Here is a 23,869-nt window from a genome sequence, read left to right on the forward strand (position 1 = left end):
ATTTTTTGATAATAGGGAAAATACCAGTTGCCGAAATCGCTTATAACAGGTTATAAATTTGGTATTGCTTTAAATTTAAATATAAGCTAACTCATTTAACAGAAGGAAAGGATTTATGAAAACTTCTAATAAGATTCTATTAGGCGCTTTGATGTCTGCTTTTGCGGGTATTGCATCTGCTAATGGCGGTACTTTAGTTTACTGTTCTGAGGGTAGTCCAGCAGGCTTTGACTCTGCACAATATACAGCGGGTACAGACTTTGATGCGAGTGCAAACAATGTAATGAATCCGTTGGTTCAGTTCCCTCGTGGCGGTACAAAAGCAGAGCCTGCATTAGCAGAGCGTTTTGATGTATCTGATGACGGTTTAACGTACACTTTCCATCTTCGTAAAGGTGTGAAGTGGCACACTACGAGCTACTTCAAGCCTACACGTGAGTTTAATGCAGATGATGTAATCTTTACATTCGATCGTCTAGGCAATAAAGAGAATGCTTTTAATAAGGCTTACCCAGTAGAGTTTCCGTATTTTAGCGATATGGGCTTGGATAAGAATATTAAATCTGTCGAAAAAGTTGATGACTATACAGTCAAAATTACGTTAAATACGACGGATGCATCATTTACACAGACATTAGCGATGCCGATTGGTTCTATTTACTCTAAAGAGTATGCAGACAAATTACTGGCAGACGGTAAAGCGGAGTTAATTAATCAACAACCTGTTGGTACAGGTCCATTCATTTTCCAACGCTACCAAAAAGATGCTTCTATTCGTTATAAAGCAAACAAAGACTACTGGGACAAAAATGATATGCCTTTAGTAGACAATCTCGTGTTTGCTATTACGAAAGATGGTTCAGTACGTTATCAAAAAGTGAAAGCGGGAGAATGTAATATCATGTCATTCCCATTGCCTGCTGACATTGAGAAAATGAAAAAAGATGATTCTATCAATGTATTAAGCAATCCAGGCTTTAATGTTGGTTTCATTTACTACAACACAGAAAAAGAGCCGTTTAAAAACCCAGATGTTCGTGTCGCTTTAGACTATGCAATGAACAAAGACGCTATCATTGAGGCGGTTTATGGTGGTCAAGGTCAACGTGCACCTAACCCAGTTCCTCCAACACAATGGTCATTCAATGAGAAAATCAAAGCGCGTGAACACAATATTGAAAAAGCCAAGGAGTTATTGGCAAAAGCGGGTTATCCTAATGGTTTTGAAACCACCTTGTGGACATTGCCAGTACAACGCCCATACAATCCAAATGGTCGCTTAATGGGTGAGTTAGTACAAGCTGACTGGGCTAAAGTTGGTGTTAAAGTTAATCTAATGACATACGAATGGGGTGAGTACCTCAAGCGTGCGAAATCAGGTGAACATGATACTGTCATGGTAGGTTGGACAGGTGATAATGGTGACCCAGATAACTGGTTAGGTAACCTATTTGGTTGTGGTGCTGTCGGTGGTTCTAACTACTCTCGTTTCTGCTATGAGCCATTCCAAAAACTTATTACTGAAGCTCGTCAATTAAGCGATGTTGCAGAACGTACTAAGTTATATGAGCAAGCGCAAGAGATTTTCTATGAGCAAACGCCAGGCTCACCAATTGGTACTTCTATTGTGAATGTGCCAACAACAAAAAATGTTAAAGGCTTTAAAATCAGCCCATTTGGTGCATTCCAGTTTACTGGTGTTAGCGTTAAATAATTCATTTTTTATTGAGTAACCTTGAAAGAGTGACATCATCAGGTGTCACTCTTTTGTTGTTTTGTCTAATAGTTGAGTTTTTTTCTCAACTTTAAGCCGTGCAGACGGGATAATAATATGTTTCTATTTCTGCTTAAACGAATTCTTGTGTTAATACCGACCTTTTTTGGTATTACCTTGCTGACATTTTTATTAATTCATGCCATTCCGGGTGACCCGGTCTTGATTATGTTGGGTGAGCGTTCCAATGACCCAGCAGTTTATGCAAGTATGATGGCAAGATTAGGCTTGGATCAGCCTTTATATGTACAGTATTTTAACTATCTGGGGAACTTACTCTCGGGGGATTTGGGTAAATCTTTCGTGACGAGTCGTAATGTTTGGGATGAGTTTATTTCCTTATTTCCTGCGACATTAGAGTTAGGTGTTTCAGCCCTATTGTTTGGCACTTTCTTTGGTATTTTGCTTGGAGTGTTGGCAGCAGTTAAGCGTGGCTCTGTTTTTGATCATGGTGTAATGGGATTATCACTGACGGGTTATTCGATGCCAATTTTCTGGTGGGGTTTGATGCTTATTATGCTATTCTCAAATATGTTGGGATGGACACCAGTTTCAGGGCGAATTAGTCTTTTATATGATATTGAACCTCATACAGGCTTTATGCTGATTGATGCTTGGATGGCAGAGGCAGCAGATGATTTCAATAAAGGAGCGTTTTTAGATGCGATTCATCACTTGATTCTACCGACTATTGTATTGGGGACTATCCCATTGGCAGTGATTTCTCGTATGACGCGTTCCTCTATGTTAGAAGTAATGGGTGAGGACTATGTGCGTACTGCACGTGCTAAAGGTTTATCTCCACGTCGCGTGATTTTCGTACACACATTACGTAATGCTTTGATTGCGGTGGTGACGGTGATTGGTTTGCAAATCGGTAGCTTAGTGGGGGGTGCTGTACTCACGGAGACAATTTTTTCTTGGCCTGGTATTGGTAAGTGGTTGGTAGACTCGATTTTCCGTCGTGATTATCCTGTGGTTCAAAATGGTTTATTGCTCATTGCAGCTATGATTATTATTGTCAATTTATTGGTTGATGTGGTTTACGGTATTGTGAATCCACGTATTCGCCACTCTCGTTAAGGAAGTATGATGACAAACGTGGTTACACCAACAGAAAATACCGTTGTGGTAAGTTACCCCTCACCACTCAAAGAGTTTATTACCCACTTTATGCGTAATAAGGGTGCGGTTATTGGTTTGGTCTTTTTATCGGTTATGGTACTGGCAGCGATTTTTGCGCCATATCTTGCCCCGCATAGCCCAATTGAGCAATACCGTGAACATATGTTGCAACCACCGGCTTGGCAAGAGGGTGGTTCTATGCAATTTATTCTCGGCACAGATGAAGCGGGTCGCGATATTTTATCGAGAATCATTCATGGTGGGCGCTTATCGTTATTTATTGGTATTAGTGCTGTTATTTTGACTTTAATCCCAGGGATTATTTTAGGTTTACTGGCAGGTTTTTATCCTAAATTCTTAGGTCAAGTTATTATGCGTTTTGCAGATATTATGATGGCATTACCGTCAGTATTATTGGCGATTGCGATTATGGCGATTTTAGGTCCTGGTATTCTCAATGCGATGATTGCGATTGCTGTGGTGGGCTTGCCTGCGTATATTCGTCTGGTACGCGGTTCAGTGATGACGGAGTTGAGCAAGGACTATGTGGTGGCTTCGCGTGTATCGGGGGCTGGTATTTGGCGTTTGATGTTTATAGCAGTATTACCTAACTGTATGGCGCCTATTATTGTACAAGCAACATTAGGATTTTCATCAGCAATTCTTGATATTGCTGCCTTAGGTTTTCTCGGGTTAGGCGTGCAACCTCCTGCTCCAGAGTGGGGTACGATGCTAGCGACAGCGCGTGAATATATTACTCGTGCTTGGTGGGTAGTGACATTCCCTGGTTTGACCATTTTATTGACGGTGTTAGCGATTAACTTGATGGGTGATGGGTTGCGTGACGCGCTTGATCCAAAACTTAAACAAGCAGCATAGAGGTAATGGAATGAGTTTATTAGAAATTGAAAATCTATCCGTACGTTTTGGTACAGAAGAAAAGCCTTTCTATGCCGTCGATCGTTTAAGTGTCAAGGTCGAAAAAGGGGAGATTTTAGGGATTGTAGGTGAGTCTGGTTCTGGTAAGTCTGTCACCATGATGGCTTTGATGGGTTTATTAGCTGGTCAAGGTAAAATCACCGCAGATAAATTGATGTTTGACGGTAAAGATATGTTGAATATCTCACCTAAAGAACGCCGTAAAATTATCGGTAAAGATATATCGATGATTTTTCAAGACCCTATGACAGCTCTCAATCCGAGCTTTACGGTAGGTTTCCAAATTGAAGAAGTATTAAAGCTTCATATTGGTTTAAAGGGTAAAGCACTTCGCGAACGGGCTATTGAATTGATGAAGATTGTAGAGATTCCAGAGCCAGAGTCACGCTTAAATGCTTATCCTCATCAATTATCAGGCGGTATGAGTCAGCGTGTTGCGATTGCGATGGCGATTGCTTGTGAGCCTAAATTACTGATTGCGGATGAACCAACAACTGCATTGGATGTGACGATTCAGGCACAAATTATGGATTTATTAGTCAATCTCCAAAAAGAAAAGAATATGGCTTTAATCATGATTACGCATGATTTAGCGGTGGTGACTGAGGTAGCTCATAAGGTTTGTGTGATGTATGCAGGTCAAGAAATTGAGCTGGGTAAGATTCCAGAAATTTTCTATCATCCAGCGCATCCTTACACTGAGGCATTACTATCGTCTATTCCAGAATCAAGCCATGGTGAGGCAAGGCTGCGAACTTTACCAGGCATTGTACCGGGGCAATATGATCGCCCTAAAGGATGCTTATTATCTCCGCGTTGTCCTTATGTTGAGGATAGCTGTCGTCAGGGGCGTATTGAGTTAGATCATTATCAAGATCGTTCGGTACGTTGTTTAAAACCATTAATTGCGTTGGAGAAAGCACATGGCTAAAGTATTGAGTGTGCGTGATTTAGCGCGTCACTATGATGTATCAAGAGGTTTTTTAAAACCTAAAGCAACTGTAAAAGCCTTAAACGGTATTACGTTTGAGTTAGAAGAAGGTAAAACATTAGCAATTGTAGGTGAGTCAGGGTCTGGTAAATCTACGTTGGCACGCCAATTGACCTTAATCGAAGAGCCTAGTGCTGGTAAAGTATTTTTAGGTGGTGTAGAGGTTAATCACAAAGATAAAGCGCAGATTAAATCTTTGCGTAGTAAAGTGCAAATGGTATTCCAAAACCCTTATGGTTCTTTAAATCCACGCCGTAAGATTGGTGATCAATTATCAGAGCCGCTGGTGATTAATACCAAATTAAGTGCTGCTGAACGTAAGCAAAAAGTCGATGAAATGATGAAAATCGTTGGCTTGCGTCCAGAGCATTATTATCGTTATCCACATATGTTCTCAGGTGGTCAGCGTCAGCGTATTGCTATTGCGCGTGCGATGATTTTAAACCCAGAAATTGTCATTGCTGATGAACCAACCTCTGCGCTAGACGTATCGATTCAGGCACAAGTATTGAACTTGTTCATGGATTTACAAGATAAGTTAAAAACAGCTTATGTCTTTATTTCGCATAACTTGGCAGTGGTAGAGCATGTGGCAGATGATGTCTTGGTCATGTATTTGGGTAAAGCGGTAGAGCTGAGTGAAAAATCTAAACTCTACGAGAAACCCTTACATCCTTATACACAAGCTTTATTGTCGGCGACACCGTCTATTCGACCAGAAGAAAAACGTTTTAAAACGATTAAGATTAAAGGTGAGTTGCCTTCACCTATTAATCCTCCTCCAGGATGTTCGTTCCATAAACGTTGTCCTCATGCAGTAGAGCGTTGCTCTAAGGAAGAGCCATTATTACGTGAGGTGGATGGTCGTCAAGTGGCGTGTCACTTGGCTGAGCAGTTTGTGTAAGCGATTAATCGTCTTTGTAGCAGAACTTGAGTATTGATAACAGACCACACTGCAGACAGTTCACTCTTGCTATGTATTGTCCTCACTACAGAACTTGCGTATTCGCTCGGACAGGCAAAGTGCTTCGCTATCGCTCGCCGTTTGCAAACTCGCTCGGTACATCAAGTTCTCTTCGTGAGGACTGCCATTAGCTAGCACTGTCATCCAAGCCAGTCTGCCGGAGAGCATAACCGCTTGTTAGCATGTTTACCCAAGTACTCAAGGTTTGCGGAGACATTTCGATGCACAAAGTGAGTTAGGCGAGCGCCAGCGAGGCTCTGTTCGAGCGACTGCGCGGAACGTGTAGCGAACCTGATGATTAAGTTAGCAATTAATGACAAGCGACTGACAAAACCTGTAAGCAGATTGATTTATATACAGTGTTTATCTTTCGCGTGTACAATAGTTCTTTGAATTAAAGGAACAACTATGTCCACACAAACTGTAAAATTTTCCCTAGGACACCATGAATTCATCGCCTTATGTGATTTATTAAAACTCACTGGCGTGGTGGATAGTGGTGGCCAAGCGAAGGTTCTCATCAACGAAGGCTATGTTTTGCGTAATGGCGAAGTCGAAACGCGCAAAACCGCCAAAATCCGAGCCGATGAGCAAATTGAGCTGGATGGAATACTTATTCAGGTAAGTGCATAATGGGTGACGACGATAAGAAACCGATTTTTTCCAGTATGACTGAAGAGTTACAACCACCCAAATATCCAGAGAGCTGGGAGTGCTGTGGTAGTGATTGTGGCGATGCTTGCGTCTATACGATTTATGCGAGAGAAAAAGAGGAATACGATCGTCAAGTGAAATTATTAAAAAATCTTTTTGATGGAGATACAGATAATGCGAGCGATTGAAATTAGCCAACCGGGAGGTCCAGAAGTATTGACGATTGTGGAGCGTGAAATACCTGTTCCCAAAGCAGGGGAAGTACTGATTAAAGTAAAAGCAGCTGGCATCAATCGTCCTGATGTTTTTCAACGACAAGGCTCTTATCCTCCACCAGCAGGTGCTTCTGATTTGCCAGGGCTTGAAGTAGCGGGTGAAATTGTAGCAGGCGATGTAAGTGGTACAGATTTCAAAATTGGTGATCAGGTATGTGCCTTAACGCCTGGTGGTGGTTATGCAGAGTATTGCATCGCTCCAGCTGGTAATTGTTTACCTATTCCGACAGGCTTATCTTTGGTAGAGGCAGCGACTTTACCAGAAACTTATTTTACAGTTTGGACCAATGTGTTTGATCGAGGCAGTTTAAAAGGAGATGAAACATTATTAGTTCATGGTGGAGCTTCTGGTATTGGTACCACAGCAATTTTGTTGGCTCGTGCATTTGGTCATAAAGTTTTTGCGACGGTGGGCTCGGATGACCGTGTATCAGCGGTAGAGGCGTTAGGAGCCACAAAAGGCATTAATTATAAAACCCAAGATTTTGTTCAAGAAATCAAAGCATTAACAGATGGCAAGGGCGTGGATGTGATTTTAGATATGGTTGCGGGCGATTATATTAACCGCAATCTAGAGTCTTTAGCTGATGATGGTAGAGCAGTTATTATTGCTCAGTTGGGTGGTAGTAGAGCTACGATTAATAGCGGTATGCTAATGCGTCGTCGTTTGACGATTACAGGATCGACTTTACGCCCTCGTTCGACAGAGTTTAAAACAGAAATTGCTCGTAATTTAGAACAAAAGGTTTGGCCTTTATTCGCTGAAGGTAAGTTAAAACCTGTGGTGTATGCACAATTTCCGTTTGAGGAAGTACAAAAAGCCCATGCGATGATGGACGCGGGTGAGCAAATCGGTAAGATTGTTTTAACGTTTTAACTATGCAAGGTGATGTTCAACAATCGCTGACTATTCGTCCTGCTCAAGAGGGGGATGTGGCGGCGATTTGTGCTTTACAAAAGCAGTGTTATAGTGAAGCCTTTCATGAAAATGAAATAGCCTTTCTATCCAAAATAAATGGGGCTAAAGGGCTTTGTTGGGTGGCTGAGAATCAAGGTCAGTTATTGGCTTATCTTATGAGCGTGCCTGTTAAAACACCCTATATTCCTTGCTTAAATATGGAAAACTATCAGCAGCCAGACGGAGCGGATATGCTGTATTTACATGATATGGCTATTGTTCCACACGCAAGGGGGCTAGGATTAAAGCGTCGTTTACTCGATAAAGTATTGGCACATGCTCAACAAGCGCATTTTCGACAAGCGATATTAATTGCAGTCCAAAATTCTGTGCCTATTTGGGAAAAAGAAGGGTTTAGTATCGTAGACGCGAGTGTCTTAGAGTTAGCGGAGGTGCTGCAAAGTTATGGTTCTGATGCTAAGTTAATGTCAAAGACTTTATTCTCCATATAAGTTGTTTAAAAATACCAACATAATCAAATCTAATGACAAATTTCGTATATTCATTTTATAATAGTTGGTTAAATTTTAATTGGCTACAAGGGCGATAAATTTATGCGCACACGTTTAGTAATGGGTAATTGGAAGATGAATGGCGATTTGCAAGCAAATCAAGCCTTATTGTCGACTATTGTCCGTACAGTACAGGCGGAACCATCTATTTATCAAAAAGGTCAAATTGTTGTCTGTCCACCATTTCCTTATCTTGCTCAGGCGGCTCAGTCATTGGTAGATTCTTCCGTTGAGCTGGGTGCACAGGATGTGAGTGTTGCAACTTCTGGTGCTTATACAGGAGAAGTCTCTGCTAGTATGCTTAAAGACTTTGCTTGCCAATGGGTGATTGTAGGTCACTCAGAGCGTCGAGCTTATCATGGTGAGTCTAGTGAAGTTGTAGCTGAAAAAGCAAAGGTAGCGATGACTAACGGTCTAACGCCTGTGGTTTGTGTGGGCGAGTCATTATCTGAGCGTGAGGCTGGGCGTACTTTAGCGATTATTGATGAGCAATTGAAACCAGTACTTGCTTTAGGAAGTGCTGTTTTGGCAAAATTGGTGATTGCTTATGAGCCTGTATGGGCGATTGGCACAGGTTTGACAGCAACGCCAGAGCAAGCGCAAGAGGTTCATGCTTTTATTCGTGGGCAATTGACGGCAGCTGGTGTGGGTCATGTACAGATTTTATATGGCGGTAGTGTAAAAGCGAATAATGCAAAAAGTCTATTTGCAATGCCTGATATTGATGGGGCGTTGGTGGGTGGTGCTGCATTAAATGCAGAAGAGTTTTTAGCGATTGCCGCTGCTTAATATTTTTATTCGGAGTTTTTATGTCGGCGTATTTATTTCCTTTATTGATTGCTTTGCAAGTTATTTCTGCATTGACAATCATTGGTTTGGTGCTTTTACAACAAGGTAAAGGTGCTGATATGGGTTCATCTTTTGGTGGGGGCTCTGCGGGTAGTTTATTTGGTTCTGCGGGTTCAGCGAATTTCTTTTCTCGCATGACAAAATGGGCTGCGATTGTATTTTTTGCGTGTACATTAGGTCTTGCATTTGTAGGTGCAGATGCGTATCGTCAGGCAGCACCAACTGAGAGTGGTAGTGTGATGGAGGGCTTTGCGCCAGTACCTACTGCGCCAGCAACAGCGCCGACAACAAGTACGGCACCGGCAGCTGATGCTTCGGTTCCAAGTGCGCCTGTTGTTGCGCCGACAACACCTGCGGTAGAACCAGCGCCTGCTGTTGATGCAACGCCTACGACTCCTGCAGCAGAAACAAAACCTGCGGCACAATAATTCACTATACTTTTTTTAAAAGGTAAGCTATAATTCTTTTTTTGCTCACGTGGTGGAATTGGTAGACACGCTATCTTGAGGGGGTAGTGGCGAGAGCTGTGCGAGTTCGAGTCTCGCCGTGAGCACCATCAAAATCCTTAAAATCCCTTAAAAATCATAGAAATAAAAATTCCCTTTATAGAAAAGGGAATTTTGAGGGAAGTATGTATTTATTCAGTCCTGAACTTGGGATTCTAACACAACATTTCCCCATCCCTGAGATACCCTTAATCTTTCCACTAGTCGGTCAGCATCTGCTGCCACCGCTTGATATCTTCTAAGCGCTTCTTCGAGTACGATCCCACCTTTTGAAGGGGCGACATCAATTCCTCTGGTGGATGGGGTAACGCAAGCAATAAAAAGACCAGCCACATTTGTTTTATGGGCTGGTCTTTTGTTTTTAAGCACGGAATAGTACTTAATTATACATTTGGCAATACATCAATTTCTAATACTGATGCGTGAATACCACCGACATGGACATTATTGGTCGCAATTTGTTTTTTGCGTGCTTGTCCTTCTGGTTCACCACTATTGGGATTGCAATCAAAGTGAGGGAAGTTACTGCCAGCAATATCTAGGCGTAAGCGATGTCCTGCTTTGAAGGTATTGCATGTCTCAAAAGGTTCAATCGTAATTTCGACGACTTTGCCTTTTTCTAACCACTTGGCTTCTGTCCAACTCTCACGATAACGTGCTCTGAAAATACCGTCGGTGATGTTCATCGCATAGCCTTGTGGATAGTCATCACTGGGCGGGTAAACATCGACAAGTTTTGCGGTGAAGTCAGTATCAGGAGCATCACTATCTACCCATAGCTTAATTTTTACTTTACCAGCAACGACTAGATCTTCTTGAAGAGGTTCCGTTTGGAAAACTAGAATGTCTGCGCGAGCGGCAAGAGGCATATTAGTGCCATCCGTACCAAAGAAATCGGGAGACTCACGTTGATCAAAAGCACCACCAGCAAAAACAGGAAGTCCTGATGTAACTGAACCGCCAATTGTCGGAACGGGGTGACGAGGATCAGATTGGAAACATAGGGTGGCTTCTTTTGCTGACTTGCGACTTAATGACATATCGTGTTGCAAGAACCATTGTTGGGTGGATGTGTCAGCTAATGGCCAGCTATCACCATGTACCCAATGACCACCATGTTCAATACGGCCATCTTCGTTGCGTTTGCCACTTCCCCCGCCCATGATAAAGAGTGATACAGTACCTTTGGGTGTATCGGCTGGGGTGTTGGATTTAAGATGTGTATTGAACCATTCTAAGCGACAAGATAACCAGTCTTTATCAATGTGTTGATCAAAAGCGGCCTCATCACCAAACTCAGCATTACCACTATACGTAATATTACGATCACCATGCAACCATGGTCCCATAATTAGGCGTTGTGGTGCTTGACGACCTTCTGCTCTAAAAGCGTTAAAGTTTGATAGAGTTGTTGGCACATAAGCGTCATACCAACTCGACATGAATAATACGGGAATATCAGGTAGGGTAGCGTAATATCCTTCAGCATAAATGCCGAGTTGTTTCCAATAATCGGTAAAGAACCCTTCTTGCCATTGTTCGAATAAATAGTTTTCATATTCGGGGTGATGGCGTAAAGGAGAATGGCCTGGTTGCCAAGGCATTTTTGCAAACCAATCACGAATATTTTCTTCGGATAGGGCGGTTTTAATCTGAGGATTTTCTTTTGCTAAAGGACTGAGAGCAGCTTGTTTAAAAGCCCATGTGGCTTGCTTTAATTCAAAAGCACCGCCTTGACGAGCGCCGCAACGGAAAGCATTGTGAAAACCACCAGAGTCTAAAACCATAGTTTTTAAGCCTGGAGGATTTAGGCAGGCAACTGCCATTTGCGTATGTGCAGCATAGGATAAGCCCATGCTACCAATACTACCGTTGCACCAAGGTTGCGCTAAAATCCAAGCATATGTATCAAAACCATCTTCGCCTTCGCGCGTGTATTTAATAAACTCACCTTCTGAACGATAACGTCCACGGCAGTCTTGGAAAATAACGACAAATCCTTGCTGACAAAAGGTTTTAGCCATTTCTTCTCGGCTAATTTTATGTCCATCACGATTGATTTCTGAGCGAGAGAATGCGCTTTTATTATAAGGTGTTCGTTCGATGATAACGGGCCAAGATTGCTGTCCATCGTTTGGAAGGTAAATATCCGTCGCTAGACGTACACCATCGCGCATACTGACCATTTGATTAGCGAGTAATGTATATGATGTGTTTGTTGTCATATTTTAAAGAGGGCTACTATTTGGGTAGTAGCCCTTTAAATCAAATAAGGGATGAATTAGTAACCGATGCTAACAGCAACAGTTAATAGAATGATAGCAGCAATGGCGAGTAAAATAATCAAAGGCCATACATAGCGAGCCCATTGACCCCAACCAATTTGTGCTGTGGCTAAGAAGATTAATAGACCACTTGATGTTGGTGTGATTACATTCGTTAAACCATTACCCATTAAGAATGCAAGGATAGTGGTTTGAGGTGATACTCCCGATAATTGACCGACTGGTCCCATGATTGGCATAGTTACTGCAGCTTGACCCGATGTTGATGGAATAGCGATGTCTAAGATGAGTTGAGAGATAAACATGCTGTATGTGGCAACATAAGGGCTAGACTCACCTACTAAAGATACAAGGTAGTAAATGATGGTATCAAGCACTTTACCTTTATCAAGTACAATGGCAACTGCAGTCGCTAGACCAATTAATACCGCAGCGATTAATACTTTTTTCATGCCTGAAACAAAAGCATCGGCTGCCTCTCCTGGACTAAAGCGCGCAATAGCTGCAAATACAATGCTTAAGAACATATAGTAAGCAGAGAGCGAGCTGCTTTTCCATTTCCAAGTGTGAGAAGCGTAAACCAGGAAGATAATACCAGCCACGAGAACCAAAATCATCGCAAAGTGTTGACCAGAAAGTGGTTTGCTATCGAATTCAATTTTTTGTGTTGATACGCCATTCGCAATTTCTTGACGTACGCGCCACATAAGGAAGGCGATACATAGCCCCATCATGACGAAGTAAGTGGCAACGCGCATACTTAAACCACTGAACACAGGTAGACCTAATAGTGGTTGAGCGACTGAAAGTGCATAGGGATTAGTAATAGAAGCAAGATAACCGACTTTCACAGCTAAAGTAACAATCGCTAAGCCTAGAATGGAGCTAAAACCTAAACGGGTAGTTAGGGCGATTACCATAGGGATAACTAAAAGATATTCTTTGGCTAACCCCATGAAGGTACTGCCAGCTGAGAAAATTAACATCAATACGGGAATGAGGATATAAATATTTCCTTTGGTGAGTCCGAGTGCTCGTTCTAGGCCTGCTTCAATCGCACCGCTTTTATTCAAGATACCAAACATCCCGCCGATAAAAAGTACCATAAAAATGAGTCCGCTTTGTTTAGCAATACCTTCAGGTACGGCTTGTAGCATATCGGCGATACCAGCAGGTGCAGCTTGACCTTTTGGTGTTTCTACAAGACCAGAGGCAACGATATTGGCAGCTTCAATAGGTTTTTCAATTTGAGCATAACTACCGGGAACAACGAGTTTGCCATCACGTTGATATTGACCGGATGGAAGAAAGAACGTTAGAAGTGTCGCAATGATTACGATGAGTAGCATAATAATCACGGGATTATTCAACGAGCTTTTTTTCTTTTCTGCTGTGGCTTCTGCCATGATACTCTCCTGAGTAAAGATTGATTTATAAGATAGATAAAAAGTTTGGGGTAAATGATTTGTGATATAGATTAAATAGGTATCCCACCAAGACGTATAAAAAGAGTGTCTCTAGCGGCTACAAGACGATTGAGAATAAGTTGGATTCGCTCCTGTGGCATACGACTAATGGGGGCGCTTAAGCTTAAACAGGCAATGCATTGTTTTTGTGCGTCGTAGAGAGGAATGGCGACAGCGCAGACTCCCTCAGTTAAGTCGCCATTAGATACGTAGAAACCCTGGTGTTGAATTTGCTGTATTTTGTCTTGTAGGAGTAGCGTTTGCTCTGCTGAGAGGTTGCTAAAGAACTTATCTTGCGTAGATGCTGATGCAAACGCTAAAAGAATTTTTCCTGCAGCACCAGCGCCCAAAGGGCGACGATTGCCTGCCTCGCTACGTACTTGTAATGGTTGTGAAGAAACGCGACGCCACACCTGAACAATTTCTAAGTTTTCTCGAATGCGGATTTGTAGATTTTCATTAAACTCGGTAACAAGAGGTTCAATAATGGACTCGGCAATATTGAGCCAATTGGATTGTGATTTTGCGATATGACCTAGTGTCAGCAATTGATGGCCTAATTGGTATGAGCTATCGTCATTTTGAATGACAAAATGATGTTCGGCCAAGGTACAGAGCATACGGTAAGCACGTGATTTATTGAGTCCGCTAAGACGCGATAGTTCACTTAAGCCAGTGCAAGGATTATCTGCGACGACTTGTAGTAAATGAAGTGCTTGAGATAGGCTGTCAATTTTAGTTGTCATGTTTGGTTTTCCTATTAAACCGATAGTTTATTTAATAAACCGATTAAGTCTATTTTAATAAAGAATGTAAAGAAATAGAAATATTTTTTTGAGAATCCTAGGGTAAATACTAGGTGTCGTCAGATGGCAAATGAAAAAAATTGTATTATTGCTACATGTTTTGTAACAGAATAAAATAAAAAACTGAAATTTATCGAAATTATTTTTTAGGAATTTCAAAATTTCTTAGCTAAAGTGGTACAATCTACAAGTTTAAACTTTATCTTTATCCCTTAAATTTTAGGCGGCGCTAAACATGAATGTTGCTGAATATTTACCAGTGTTACTGTTTATCCTTGTGGCCACAGGGTTAGGCTGTTTTTTATTGTTTGCAGGGTCGTTCTTAGGTCCTCGCAAACCAGGTGGCGAAAAGGATTCTCCTTATGAGTGCGGTTTTGAAGCTTTCGAAGACGCACGTATGCGTTTTGATGTGCGTTACTACCTAGTGGCTATTCTTTTTATCCTTTTTGATTTGGAATTGGCATTTTTATTTCCATGGGCAATTGCTAATGGTCATGTCGGTATCGTTGGCTTTGCGACGGCGATGTTATTCCTTGTGATTTTGACTGCTGGTTTTATTTACGAGTGGAAAAAAGGTGCGTTGGACTGGGATTAATCTTTTCTAAGTGAAGCAAATTATGGAAGAACAATTAAGTAACAAAGGTTTTCTCGTCACTAGCACGGATGCCGTGATGAACTGGGTTAAGACTGGTTCTATGTGGCCGATGACGTTTGGTTTGGCCTGTTGTGCAGTTGAGATGATGCATGCAGGTGCGGCACGTTATGACTTGGACCAATTTGGTATTATTTTCCGTCCTAGTCCACGTCAGTCAGATGTGATGATTGTAGCTGGGACATTGTGCAATAAGATGGCGCCTGCATTGCGCAAGGTTTATGATCAGATGGCAGAGCCTCGTTGGGTGGTTTCAATGGGTTCCTGTGCTAATGGTGGTGGTTATTATCACTACTCTTATTCGGTTGTTCGTGGCTGTGATCGCGTTGTGCCAGTTGATATTTATGTGCCGGGCTGTCCGCCGACAGCGGAAGCGCTGGTTTATGGTTTGTTGCAATTGCAAAATAAAATTCGTCGTACTAATACAATTGCTCGAGAAGCATAGTATTAGAGGGCTTACTTATACGGTATCAATATGACGCGTTTAGAAACTCTTAAAAAAAATCTGCTTGAGCGCCTAGGGGACACATTCCCTATGGTTGAGCAGTGTGGTGAAATCACCTTAGAAATTCCTGCCGAACAGTGGGTAAAAGTCTGTACTAGTTTACGCGATGATCCGCTGCTGGCGTTTGATGTCGCGGTTGATTTGGCAGGTGTGGACTATTCCACTTATGGCTTACCAGGTAATGGTCCTAAAGTGCCTTTTTCGGGGCGCTTTGCTGCAGTAGTTCATCTATTGTCGGTTAAACATAACTGGCGTTTACGTGTGCGTACGTTTGCGCAAAATGACGATATGCCTATATTGCCAACATTATTTGAGGTATGGCCAAGTTTAGGTTGGTTCGAGCGAGAAGCTTTTGATATGTTTGGTATTATCTTTGAAGGGCATCCAGATTTACGTCGTATCCTCACCGATTATGGCTTTATTGGGCATCCTTTCCGTAAAGACTTCCCCTTATCGGGTTATGTTGAAATGCGCTATGACGAAGAAACTCAGCGCGTTGTTTATCAACCAGTTACTATCGAGCCTCGAGAGATTACTCCGCGCGTTATTCGTGAAGAAGGCTATGGAGCGGGGCGTTAATTATGTCAGATATTAAAAGCTATACCCTTAACTTCGGTCCTCAGCACCCTGCAGCGCATGGTGTGTTACGTTTGATTCTTGAATTAAATGGTGAGGTGATTCAGCGCGCTGATCCTCATATTGGTTTATTACACCGTGGTACTGAGAAATTAGCAGAGCATAAAACTTTCTTACAAGCATTACCTTATATGGATCGTTTGGATTACGTATCTATGTTAAGCAATGAGCATGCTTACGTAATGGCAATTGAGCGCCTAATGGGTATCGAAGTGCCATTGCGTGCGCAGTATATTCGTGTGATGTTTGATGAGATTACGCGTATTCTTAATCACTTGATGAGTGTGGGTACGCATGCGCTTGACGTGGGTGCGATGGCAGTGATGTTATATGCATTCCGTGAGCGTGAGGATTTAATGGACTGTTATGAGGCGGTATCTGGCGCACGTATGCATGCAGCTTACTATCGTCCGGGTGGCGTATATCGTGATTTGCCTGATACGATGCCTAAACACGAGATTGATTCGAAATACCGTAGCGTGCGTGAGATGAAACGCCTTAATGCGAATCGCGAAGGCTCTTTGTTAGACTTTATTGAAGACTTTACAAAACGTTTCCCTAAATGTGTTGATGAATACGAAACGTTGTTGACGGATAACCGTATTTGGAAACAGCGTTTAGTAGGTATCGGTGTTGTCGAACCAGAACGTGCTAAAGCCTTAGGTTTCTCAGGTGTGATGTTACGTGGTTCAGGTATTGAGTGGGACTTACGTCGCAAACAACCATACGAAGTCTATGACCGATTGGAGTTTAATGTACCGGTTGGTGTTAATGGTGACTGTTACGACCGCTATCTTGTGCGTATCGCAGAAATGCGTGAAAGTAATCGCATCATTGCGCAATGTGTGCATTGGCTAAAAAATAATCCAGGTCCTGTTATTACGGATAATCACAAGGTGGCTCCACCCAAACGAGTGGATATGAAAACAGGTATGGAAGACTTAATTCACCACTTCAAACTCTTTACAGAGGGGTACCCTGTTCCTGCGGGTGAAGTGTATTCAGCCGTAGAGCATCCAAAGGGTGAGTTTGGTATTTACATGGTATCTGATGGTGCGAATAAACCGTATCGTTTAAAAATCCGTGCGCCGGGGTTTGTGCATTTGCAATCACTAGACGAAATGTCTCGTGGTCATATGTTGGCGGATGCAGTGACCATTATTGGTACACAAGATATCGTGTTTGGTGAAATTGACCGCTAATTTAGTGGTTATTAATTGGAACAATAACTATGTTGCTTTCAGAACAGGCTTATAAATTGATTGATGTAGAGTTGGCAAAATATCCTGCTGACCAACGTCAGTCTGCTGTCATGTCAGCGTTGCGTATTGCGCAAACTGAAAAGGGCTGGGTCTCTGCGGAGATTATTGATGATATAGCGAAGTACATTGGTATGCCACCTATTGCGGTACAAGAGGTAGCGACTTTCTACAATATGTATGATTTAAAACCAATGGGTCGCTTTAAAGTGACTGTATGTACAAACTTACCCTGTGCATTACGTGATGGCGAAAAAACACTAGACTACCTAAAAGAACAATTAGGTATTGATGTAAACGAAACCACCGCAGATGGTCTTATTACACTTAAAGAAGGCGAGTGTATGGGTGCTTGTGGTGATGCACCAGTTTTACTTGTTAATAATCATCATATGTGCGTACGCATGTCGAAAGAGCGTATCGATGAAATGTTGGCGGACATTCGCAAAGAGGGGCAAGCATGAGTTTTCTAGGTAAATACTCTCAAGGCTTGGTACCTAATCCAGGTAATGATTTAGCGACAAGCATGGCTTTGCATGGTCGTCATATTAAACCGCAAATTTTAGCGGATTTAAATGGCGATAATTGGCATATTGAGGACTATATCAAACGTGGTGGTTACGAGGCTTTACGTAAGATTTTATCGACAGGCATGACACAGGAAGCTGTGATTGCTGAGGTCAAGGCATCTGGTTTACGTGGTCGTGGTGGTGCAGGCTTCCCCACAGGATTAAAGTGGAGTTTTATGCCACGTTCTTTCCCTGGTCAAAAATATATCGTTTGTAACTCAGACGAGGGTGAACCGGGTACTTTTAAAGATCGTGATATCTTGCGTTTTAATCCTCATGCAGTCATTGAAGGCATGATTATTGCGGGTTATGCGATGGGCGTGAGCGCTGGCTATAACTATATTCACGGTGAAATTTTTGAAATTTATCAGCGTTTTGAAGAGGCATTATCAGAAGCGCGAGCAGCGGGTTTCTTGGGTGATAATATCCTCGGTACTGATTTTAGCTTCCAGTTAAATGCTCACCATGGTTATGGTGCGTATATTTGTGGTGAAGAGACGGGTCTTTTAGAGTCCCTCGAAGGTAAAAAAGGTCAGCCACGCTTCAAGCCGCCGTTCCCTGCAAGCTTTGGTCTTTATGGTAAGCCAACCACGATTAATAATACCGAGACATTTGCTGCAGTTCCTTGGATTATCCGCAATGGCGGACAAGCGTATGCGGATGTCGGTATTCCTAATAATGGTGGTACAAAATTATTCTCAATTTCGGGGGATGTAGAGCGTCCGGGGACGTATGAGATTCCATTAGGTACGCCGTTTTCAACTTTATTGGAGTTGGCGGGTGGTATGCGTGATGGTAGCAAGTTAAAAGCCGTTATTCCTGGTGGTTCGAGTGCACCAGTGATTCCAGGCAATATCATGATGGATCTCACCATGGACTATGACTCAATCTCAAAAGCGGGATCGATGTTGGGTTCTGGTGCTGTTATTGTGATGAATGATACACGTTGTATGGTGAAATCTTTACTACGTTTATCGTATTTCTATTACGAAGAGAGCTGTGGACAATGTACACCTTGTCGCGAGGGTACAGGTTGGTTATACCGCGTTGTTAATCGTATTGAGCATGGTCAAGGTCGTCAAGAAGACTTGGATATGTTGGACAATATTGCAGGTAACATCATGGGGCGCACTATTTGTGCCTTGGGTGATGCTGCCGCTATGCCAGTACGTGGTTTCTTAAAACATTACCGTGATGAATTCGCTTACCACATTGAAAATAAAAAATGTGTGGTGGCTCCATATAAATAGGTCAGAATAATGGTTGAATTAACTATTGATGGTAAAACCGTATCAGTTCCTGATGGCAGTATGGTTATGCATGCCGCTAACGAACTGGGTATCTATGTGCCTCATTTCTGTTATCACAAGAAGTTATCTATTGCAGCTAACTGTCGTATGTGTTTAGTGGAAGTAGAAAAGGCACCTAAAGCACTTCCAGCTTGTGCTACACCAGTGACACAAGGTATGGTTGTACATACAAGTTCAGAAAAAGCCAAAGCTGCACAAGAAGCGGTAATGGAGTTTCTATTGATTAATCACCCATTGGATTGCCCAATCTGTGACCAAGGTGGTGAGTGCCAATTACAAGACTTAGCGGTGGGCTATGGTAAAACAAGCTCTCGTTACCAAGAAGAAAAACGTGTGGTGATGCATAAATCAATGGGTCCATTGGTGTCAGCAGAAGAAATGTCGCGTTGTATCCAATGTACACGTTGCGTGCGTTTTGGCCAGGAAGTCGCTGGTCAAATGGAATTGGGTATGCTGAACCGTGGCGAACACTCAGAAATTACGTCTTTTGTGGGTAAAGCAGTTGAGTCTGAGTTATCTGGCAATATGATTGATATCTGTCCGGTTGGTGCGTTGACTTCTAAACCGTTCCGTTATTCGGCACGTACATGGGAGTTAGCTCGTCGTCGTTCGGTAAGCCCTCATGATAGTTTGGGTGCTAACTTAGTTGTCCAAGTCAAAGGCGACAAAGTGATGCGTGTTGTACCCTTTGAAAATGATGATGTGAATGAGTGCTGGATTAGCGACAAAGATCGTTGGTCGTATGAAGGTCTCAATGTAGAAGATCGCCTCACAGTACCAATGGTACGTGATGAGAACAATGTATGGCGTGAAGTGAGTTGGCAAGATGCACTCAAAGTGGTTGGCGATGCTTTAGGTCAGATTGCACATCATGACGGGGCGGAATATATCGGTGCTTTAGCCTCAGAAACCTCTACTTTAGAAGAGTTGGCGCTATTAAAACGCTTGATGAGCGGTTTAGGCTCAGACAATGTTGATGCACTATTACGTAATACCGATGTAAATTTCGCTCGTGCAACAGCAGGTGCTGCCTGGTTAGGCATGTCAATTAATGATCTAGATAGCGTAGATGGCGTGGTGGTGATTGGTTCTAACCTACGTAAAGACCATCCGTTGATGGCACAACGTTTACGTCAAGTAGCTAAAAAAGGTGCGCGTATCACATTAATTGATAGCTATGGTGAAGATCCTTTATTCCCTGTAGCTGCGCGTCTAACAGTAGCGCCATCTGAATTAGCAAATACCGTAGAAGCAGTTGCTAAAGCGGTTGCTGCGCAAAAAGCAGGTGCTACGGCAGACTTAAATGATTCGGTACAAGCCTTAGCGGCACAAATCGTTGGTGGTAGTAAACCAGCAGTATTCTTGGGTAATGCGGCGGTTGCAGCGCCTGATGCTAGTCAGATTGCTGCCAAAGCACAAGAGTTAGCCGATGCGTATGGTGCGACATTAGGTTTCCTAACCGCGGGTGCGAATACCGTGGGTGCTTATATTGTGGGTGCAGTTGCTCAAGGTTCTGGCCTGAGTGCAAAACAAATGGTAGAGAATCAATTAAAAGCATACTTGGTATTAAATGCAGAACCCCGCTTTGATATGGACAATGGTTTCACCGCAGAAAAGACGTTATCGAATGCATTCTCTGTTGCCTTTACTGCGTATAAATCAGCAGCAGCAAGTTGGGCGAAAGTGATGTTGCCTGTGGCGACATTTGCTGAAACATCGGGTACGTTTATTAATGCAGAAGGTCGTGTACAAAGCTTTAAAGGCGTTGTTCCGAGTAAGGGTCAAGCACGTCCTGCTTGGAAAGTACTGCGTGTATTAGGTAATGTATTACATTTTAATGGTTTTGAACAAGAATCTTCAGAACAAGTTCGTGATGAAGTAATTGGTTCAGGCATTCCTGCGAAGTTAAATAATAAAGTGACTGTACTTGGTCAAGAAGTACGTCGTGCGACTGTATCAACAGGTCTTGAGCGTGTAGCAGAGGTGGCTATTTATCGTACAGATGCGATAGTTCGTCGCGCAGAATCTCTACAAGCAACAGAGATTAGTCGTACACCAAAAGTGCGTATTAATGCAGCGACATTGTCTAATCTACAAGTAGTAGACGGAGATAAGGTCAAAGTGAAATCAGCAACAGGCGAGGGTGAGTTTGTGGTTGCGCTAGATAATCAATTAGCAGACAATACAATCCGCTTAGCACAAGGCTTTGAAGAAACTGTGGCGCTAGGTAGTGCCTATGCCCAATTAACTGTGGAGCGTATCTAAAATGGATATTTGGTCTTGGTTCACAGATGGTGTTGCTGCCCTAAATACTTGGGGGACTGAGTTATTAGGCGAAACGGCATGGCTCATCATTTGGTCTATCGTTAAGATTTTGGTGATTGCATTACCCATCATTATCTGTGTGGCGTTCTTGACTTTATGGGAACGTCGTATGATTGGTTATATGCACATCCGTCGTGGTCCTAACCGTGTAGGTCCCGGTGGTATTCTTCAACCATTTGCAGACGTATTAAAGCTACTTACGAAGGAAGTTATCGTACCCACAAAATCGAATAAGATTTTGTATATCGTGGCACCGATTTTAACCTTAGTCCCCGCCTTAGTGGCTTGGGCTGTGGTTCCTTTTGGACCAGAAGCGGTATTAGCCAATATTAATGCAGGGTTGCTCTTTATCATGGCAGTAACATCACTCGGTGTTTATGGCGTGATTTTGGCAGGTTGGGCATCTAACTCTAAGTATCCATTTATTGCAGCGATGCGTGCATCAGCACAAATGATTTCTTATGAGTTGGCGATGGGCTTTGTATTGCTGACAGTATTGCTTGTCTCTGGTACGTTAAATATGAACGGTATTGTGACAGGTCAGACGCAAGGTTGGTTTGCGGACAAAGGTCTAACTTTCCTTTCTTGGAACTGGTTACCTTTATTGCCTTTATTTGTTATCTATGTGATTTCGACAGTTGCAGAGACCAACCGTCACCCATTTGACGTGGTAGAGGGTGAGTCTGAGATTGTCGCTGGTCACATGGTGGAATATTCTGGTATGGGCTTTGCGATGTTCTTCTTAGCAGAGTATGCCAATATGATTTTATTATCTGCTATGGCTTCAATTATGTTCTTAGGTGGTTGGTCTAGTCCACTAGATTTTGCACCTTTTAATATGATTCCGGGCTGGTTATGGTTAGGTATTAAATCATTCTTTGTGGTGTCATTCTTTATTTGGTTCCGTGCTTCATTCCCACGTTATCGTTATGACCAAATTATGCGTTTAGGTTGGAAAATCTTTATTCCGCTTACCGGTATTTGGTTAGTGGTTGTAGCTATTTGGATGCAGACACCATTTAATATTTGGACCCATAACTAGGAGTAGGTAAGATGAGTTTTAAGAATCACTTTGCAAGCCTATTCTTGAGTGAATTAATCAAGGGTATGGCGCTTACAGGGAAATACTTCTTTAAGCCGAAGTTTACCTTGCGTTATCCATACGAAAAAACACCAATGTCACCACGATTCCGTGGTTTACATGCACAACGTCGTTACGCTAATGGCGAAGAACGTTGTATCGCTTGTAAATTATGTGAGGCTATTTGTCCTGCGATGGCGATTAGTATCGAATCAGCAGAACGTGAAGATGGTAGCCGCCGTACTACACGTTATGACATTGATTTAACAAAATGTATTTTCTGTGGTTTCTGTGAAGAAAGCTGTCCTGTGGACGCTATCGTAGAAACACATATCCATGAATACCACGGAGAAAAACGTGGTGACTTATATTTCACTAAACCAATGTTATTAGCGGTAGGTGATAAATATGAGCCTGAAATTGCAGCGCGTCGTGAAGCTGATGCGCCTTATCGATAAGGCAGGTGAGGAAAAATATGTTTTCTAGCATTCTATTCTATATCTTAGCGGCGGTATTGCTCTACTCAGGTGTGCGAGTTGTTTTAGCTCGTCATCCAGTAGTAGCTGTCTTACACCTTATTTTAGGGTTTTTTACGGCAGCGATGCTTTGGATTCTGATTGGTGCAGAGTTCTTAGGCTTGCTTTTAATTGTTGTATACGTTGGTGCGGTGATGGTGCTGTTCCTGTTCGTGGTGATGATGATTGATGTTGTACCAGAATCATTACGTAGTGGCTTCCGTACATTCTTGCCAGTCGGACTTGTCGTGGGTGGCCTAATGGTAGCAGAGGTAGCCTTTGTATTAGGCTCAGCTTACTTAGATACGCCAGCACCAGCAGCTTTACCAGCAGACTATAACAATACACTTGCTTTAGGCATTGCGATGTATACAGAGTATTCTTTTGCTATCCAAGTGGGTGCATTGATTTTGTTGGTAGGTATGATTTCTGCGATTGCCTTAACATTACGTGAACGTAAAAATCGTAAATATGTCTTGGCGAGCGATCAACTCTACGTAAACGCAAAAGACCGTGTTCGTTTAGTGAATTTAACATCAGAAAAGGAAACTCCTAAACAAGAAGGGGGTGAGCAATAATGGAAATCACACTAGCGCATTACCTCATTCTTGGCGCAATATTATTTGCGCTAGGAGTATTTGGTATCTTTTTTAACCGTCGTAATATCATTAGCTTATTGATGTCTATTGAGTTGATGTTGTTAGCGGTAAATATGAATTTTGTGGCTTTCTCAGTATGGCATCCAGCAGCAAATGGTTTGCCAGATACAGCAGGTCAGATTTTTGTATTCTTTATTCTTACAGTAGCGGCAGCGGAAGCAGCGATTGGTTTAGCGATTCTTGTATTGTTATTCCGTAAGATTAACTCTATTAACGTTGACGACGTGGCTCGTCTCAAAGGCTAAGGGGAAATA

Annotated in this window: 25 protein-coding genes and 1 tRNA gene; 23 read left to right on the forward strand and 3 right to left on the reverse strand. The window is 42.4% G+C overall.

Going from position 1 to position 23,869, the window contains the following annotated elements:
- Positions 1–115: 115 nt before the first annotated feature.
- From HKX39_RS02370 to HKX39_RS02425, 12 genes are all read left to right on the forward strand, one after another.
- Positions 116–1,714 carry an ABC transporter substrate-binding protein gene (locus HKX39_RS02370; RefSeq protein WP_171679697.1) on the forward strand — a complete coding sequence of 533 codons (1,599 nt, stop codon included), beginning with the start codon at positions 116–118 and terminating at the stop codon, positions 1,712–1,714.
- A gap of 117 nt (positions 1,715–1,831) precedes the next feature.
- Positions 1,832–2,857: an ABC transporter permease subunit gene (locus tag HKX39_RS02375; RefSeq protein WP_171679698.1), complete on the forward strand. Its 1,026-nt coding sequence runs from the start codon at positions 1,832–1,834 to the stop codon at positions 2,855–2,857.
- Positions 2,858–2,866: 9 nt separating this feature from the next.
- Entirely contained in the window at positions 2,867–3,778 is a 912-nt protein-coding gene (locus HKX39_RS02380; protein ID WP_216605017.1) for an ABC transporter permease subunit, read from the forward strand.
- Between the two features lie 10 nt (positions 3,779–3,788).
- Positions 3,789–4,769, forward strand: coding sequence for an ABC transporter ATP-binding protein (locus HKX39_RS02385; protein WP_171679700.1), 981 nt, complete (start codon positions 3,789–3,791; stop codon positions 4,767–4,769).
- Positions 4,762–5,733 (forward strand): peptide ABC transporter ATP-binding protein, encoded by a 972-nt coding sequence (locus HKX39_RS02390; RefSeq protein ID WP_171679701.1) that lies wholly within the window; start codon positions 4,762–4,764, stop codon positions 5,731–5,733. The genes HKX39_RS02385 and HKX39_RS02390 overlap by 8 nt, the downstream gene beginning before the upstream one ends.
- A 468-nt stretch (positions 5,734–6,201) precedes the next feature.
- Positions 6,202–6,426 (forward strand): RNA-binding S4 domain-containing protein, encoded by a 225-nt coding sequence (locus tag HKX39_RS02395; RefSeq protein WP_171679702.1) that lies wholly within the window; start codon positions 6,202–6,204, stop codon positions 6,424–6,426.
- A complete protein-coding gene (locus HKX39_RS02400) occupies positions 6,426–6,635 on the forward strand; it encodes an oxidoreductase-like domain-containing protein (protein WP_171679703.1) in 210 nt (69 codons plus the stop codon). The genes HKX39_RS02395 and HKX39_RS02400 overlap by 1 nt, the downstream gene beginning before the upstream one ends.
- The gene (locus HKX39_RS02405; RefSeq protein WP_171679704.1) at positions 6,622–7,599 is read left to right on the forward strand and encodes an NAD(P)H-quinone oxidoreductase; all 978 of its coding nucleotides are present in this window, start codon (positions 6,622–6,624) and stop codon (positions 7,597–7,599) included. Before HKX39_RS02400 ends, HKX39_RS02405 begins: the two co-directional genes overlap by 14 nt.
- Positions 7,600–7,601: 2 nt before the next feature.
- Entirely contained in the window at positions 7,602–8,132 is a 531-nt protein-coding gene (locus tag HKX39_RS02410; protein ID WP_171679705.1) for a GNAT family N-acetyltransferase, read from the forward strand.
- 102 nt (positions 8,133–8,234) lie between these two features.
- Positions 8,235–8,981 (forward strand): triose-phosphate isomerase, encoded by a 747-nt coding sequence (gene tpiA / locus HKX39_RS02415; RefSeq protein WP_171679706.1) that lies wholly within the window; start codon positions 8,235–8,237, stop codon positions 8,979–8,981.
- Positions 8,982–9,001: 20 nt separating this feature from the next.
- Positions 9,002–9,469, forward strand: a complete 468-nt coding sequence (gene secG, locus HKX39_RS02420; RefSeq protein ID WP_171679707.1) for a preprotein translocase subunit SecG — start codon at positions 9,002–9,004, stop codon at positions 9,467–9,469.
- A 43-nt stretch (positions 9,470–9,512) separates the two neighbouring features.
- Positions 9,513–9,597: transfer RNA gene (locus HKX39_RS02425), tRNA-Leu, on the forward strand.
- 333 nt (positions 9,598–9,930) lie between these two features.
- On the opposite strand, the gene HKX39_RS02430 is transcribed toward HKX39_RS02425, so the two are convergent.
- The 3 genes from HKX39_RS02430 to HKX39_RS02440 all read right to left on the reverse strand — a co-directional run bounded on the left by HKX39_RS02430 (position 9,931) and on the right by HKX39_RS02440 (position 14,044).
- Positions 9,931–11,772, reverse strand: a complete 1,842-nt coding sequence (locus tag HKX39_RS02430; protein ID WP_171679708.1) for a CocE/NonD family hydrolase — start codon at positions 11,770–11,772, stop codon at positions 9,931–9,933.
- A gap of 56 nt (positions 11,773–11,828) precedes the next feature.
- Positions 11,829–13,238: a YfcC family protein gene (locus HKX39_RS02435; RefSeq protein WP_171679709.1), complete on the reverse strand. Its 1,410-nt coding sequence runs from the start codon at positions 13,236–13,238 to the stop codon at positions 11,829–11,831.
- Between the two features lie 71 nt (positions 13,239–13,309).
- Positions 13,310–14,044, reverse strand: a complete 735-nt coding sequence (locus tag HKX39_RS02440; RefSeq protein ID WP_171679710.1) for an IclR family transcriptional regulator — start codon at positions 14,042–14,044, stop codon at positions 13,310–13,312.
- Positions 14,045–14,339: 295 nt separating this feature from the next.
- Here HKX39_RS02440 and HKX39_RS02445 point away from each other — a divergent pair, with 295 nt between their 5' ends.
- Genes HKX39_RS02445 through nuoK form a run of 11 tightly spaced genes read left to right on the forward strand, consistent with a single transcriptional unit; the run spans position 14,340 to position 23,860 of the window.
- A complete protein-coding gene (locus HKX39_RS02445) occupies positions 14,340–14,699 on the forward strand; it encodes an NADH-quinone oxidoreductase subunit A (protein WP_171679711.1) in 360 nt (119 codons plus the stop codon).
- 22 nt (positions 14,700–14,721) lie between these two features.
- Complete coding sequence (locus tag HKX39_RS02450) at positions 14,722–15,201, forward strand: NuoB/complex I 20 kDa subunit family protein (RefSeq protein ID WP_171679712.1); 480 nt, start codon at positions 14,722–14,724, stop codon at positions 15,199–15,201.
- Positions 15,202–15,231: 30 nt separating this feature from the next.
- Complete coding sequence (locus HKX39_RS02455) at positions 15,232–15,840, forward strand: NADH-quinone oxidoreductase subunit C (protein ID WP_171679713.1); 609 nt, start codon at positions 15,232–15,234, stop codon at positions 15,838–15,840.
- Positions 15,841–15,842: 2 nt separating this feature from the next.
- Positions 15,843–17,099, forward strand: coding sequence for an NADH-quinone oxidoreductase subunit D (locus HKX39_RS02460; RefSeq protein ID WP_171679714.1), 1,257 nt, complete (start codon positions 15,843–15,845; stop codon positions 17,097–17,099).
- A gap of 29 nt (positions 17,100–17,128) precedes the next feature.
- Positions 17,129–17,620 (forward strand): NADH-quinone oxidoreductase subunit NuoE, encoded by a 492-nt coding sequence (nuoE, locus tag HKX39_RS02465; RefSeq protein WP_171679715.1) that lies wholly within the window; start codon positions 17,129–17,131, stop codon positions 17,618–17,620.
- Positions 17,617–18,975: an NADH-quinone oxidoreductase subunit NuoF gene (gene nuoF / locus HKX39_RS02470; protein WP_171679716.1), complete on the forward strand. Its 1,359-nt coding sequence runs from the start codon at positions 17,617–17,619 to the stop codon at positions 18,973–18,975. Before nuoE ends, nuoF begins: the two co-directional genes overlap by 4 nt.
- A 9-nt stretch (positions 18,976–18,984) precedes the next feature.
- Positions 18,985–21,300, forward strand: a complete 2,316-nt coding sequence (gene nuoG / locus HKX39_RS02475; RefSeq protein ID WP_171679717.1) for an NADH-quinone oxidoreductase subunit NuoG — start codon at positions 18,985–18,987, stop codon at positions 21,298–21,300.
- A gap of 1 nt (position 21,301) precedes the next feature.
- A complete protein-coding gene (gene nuoH / locus HKX39_RS02480; RefSeq protein WP_171679718.1) occupies positions 21,302–22,402 on the forward strand; it encodes an NADH-quinone oxidoreductase subunit NuoH in 1,101 nt (366 codons plus the stop codon).
- Positions 22,403–22,413: 11 nt separating this feature from the next.
- Entirely contained in the window at positions 22,414–22,899 is a 486-nt protein-coding gene (nuoI, locus tag HKX39_RS02485; protein WP_171679719.1) for an NADH-quinone oxidoreductase subunit NuoI, read from the forward strand.
- 17 nt (positions 22,900–22,916) lie between these two features.
- On the forward strand, positions 22,917–23,534 hold the full coding sequence (locus HKX39_RS02490; protein ID WP_171679720.1) for an NADH-quinone oxidoreductase subunit J: 618 nt from the start codon (positions 22,917–22,919) through the stop codon (positions 23,532–23,534).
- Entirely contained in the window at positions 23,534–23,860 is a 327-nt protein-coding gene (nuoK, locus tag HKX39_RS02495; protein ID WP_171679721.1) for an NADH-quinone oxidoreductase subunit NuoK, read from the forward strand. Before HKX39_RS02490 ends, nuoK begins: the two co-directional genes overlap by 1 nt.
- Positions 23,861–23,869: the final 9 nt, after the last annotated feature.

Origin of the sequence: Pelistega suis (assembly GCF_013133795.1) — a bacterium.
Taxonomy (GTDB): Bacteria; Pseudomonadota; Gammaproteobacteria; order Burkholderiales; family Burkholderiaceae_B; genus Taylorella; species Taylorella suis.

Bases quoted from the DNA above. Each gene is read 5' to 3' on its own strand.
- HKX39_RS02370 (WP_171679697.1), top strand. From the start codon at position 116: ATGAAAACTTCTAATAAGATTCTATTAGGCGCTTTGATGTCTGCTTTT.
- HKX39_RS02375 (WP_171679698.1), top strand. From the start codon at position 1,832: ATGTTTCTATTTCTGCTTAAACGAATTCTTGTGTTAATACCGACCTTT.
- HKX39_RS02380 (WP_216605017.1), top strand. From the start codon at position 2,867: ATGACAAACGTGGTTACACCAACAGAAAATACCGTTGTGGTAAGTTAC.
- HKX39_RS02385 (WP_171679700.1), top strand. From the start codon at position 3,789: ATGAGTTTATTAGAAATTGAAAATCTATCCGTACGTTTTGGTACAGAA.
- HKX39_RS02390 (WP_171679701.1), top strand. From the start codon at position 4,762: ATGGCTAAAGTATTGAGTGTGCGTGATTTAGCGCGTCACTATGATGTA.
- HKX39_RS02395 (WP_171679702.1), top strand. From the start codon at position 6,202: ATGTCCACACAAACTGTAAAATTTTCCCTAGGACACCATGAATTCATC.
- HKX39_RS02400 (WP_171679703.1), top strand. From the start codon at position 6,426: ATGGGTGACGACGATAAGAAACCGATTTTTTCCAGTATGACTGAAGAG.
- HKX39_RS02405 (WP_171679704.1), top strand. From the start codon at position 6,622: ATGCGAGCGATTGAAATTAGCCAACCGGGAGGTCCAGAAGTATTGACG.
- HKX39_RS02410 (WP_171679705.1), top strand. From the start codon at position 7,602: ATGCAAGGTGATGTTCAACAATCGCTGACTATTCGTCCTGCTCAAGAG.
- tpiA (WP_171679706.1), top strand. From the start codon at position 8,235: ATGCGCACACGTTTAGTAATGGGTAATTGGAAGATGAATGGCGATTTG.
- secG (WP_171679707.1), top strand. From the start codon at position 9,002: ATGTCGGCGTATTTATTTCCTTTATTGATTGCTTTGCAAGTTATTTCT.
- HKX39_RS02430 (WP_171679708.1), bottom strand. From the start codon at position 11,772: ATGACAACAAACACATCATATACATTACTCGCTAATCAAATGGTCAGT.
- HKX39_RS02435 (WP_171679709.1), bottom strand. From the start codon at position 13,238: ATGGCAGAAGCCACAGCAGAAAAGAAAAAAAGCTCGTTGAATAATCCC.
- HKX39_RS02440 (WP_171679710.1), bottom strand. From the start codon at position 14,044: ATGACAACTAAAATTGACAGCCTATCTCAAGCACTTCATTTACTACAA.
- HKX39_RS02445 (WP_171679711.1), top strand. From the start codon at position 14,340: ATGAATGTTGCTGAATATTTACCAGTGTTACTGTTTATCCTTGTGGCC.
- HKX39_RS02450 (WP_171679712.1), top strand. From the start codon at position 14,722: ATGGAAGAACAATTAAGTAACAAAGGTTTTCTCGTCACTAGCACGGAT.
- HKX39_RS02455 (WP_171679713.1), top strand. From the start codon at position 15,232: ATGACGCGTTTAGAAACTCTTAAAAAAAATCTGCTTGAGCGCCTAGGG.
- HKX39_RS02460 (WP_171679714.1), top strand. From the start codon at position 15,843: ATGTCAGATATTAAAAGCTATACCCTTAACTTCGGTCCTCAGCACCCT.
- nuoE (WP_171679715.1), top strand. From the start codon at position 17,129: ATGTTGCTTTCAGAACAGGCTTATAAATTGATTGATGTAGAGTTGGCA.
- nuoF (WP_171679716.1), top strand. From the start codon at position 17,617: ATGAGTTTTCTAGGTAAATACTCTCAAGGCTTGGTACCTAATCCAGGT.
- nuoG (WP_171679717.1), top strand. From the start codon at position 18,985: ATGGTTGAATTAACTATTGATGGTAAAACCGTATCAGTTCCTGATGGC.
- nuoH (WP_171679718.1), top strand. From the start codon at position 21,302: ATGGATATTTGGTCTTGGTTCACAGATGGTGTTGCTGCCCTAAATACT.
- nuoI (WP_171679719.1), top strand. From the start codon at position 22,414: ATGAGTTTTAAGAATCACTTTGCAAGCCTATTCTTGAGTGAATTAATC.
- HKX39_RS02490 (WP_171679720.1), top strand. From the start codon at position 22,917: ATGTTTTCTAGCATTCTATTCTATATCTTAGCGGCGGTATTGCTCTAC.
- nuoK (WP_171679721.1), top strand. From the start codon at position 23,534: ATGGAAATCACACTAGCGCATTACCTCATTCTTGGCGCAATATTATTT.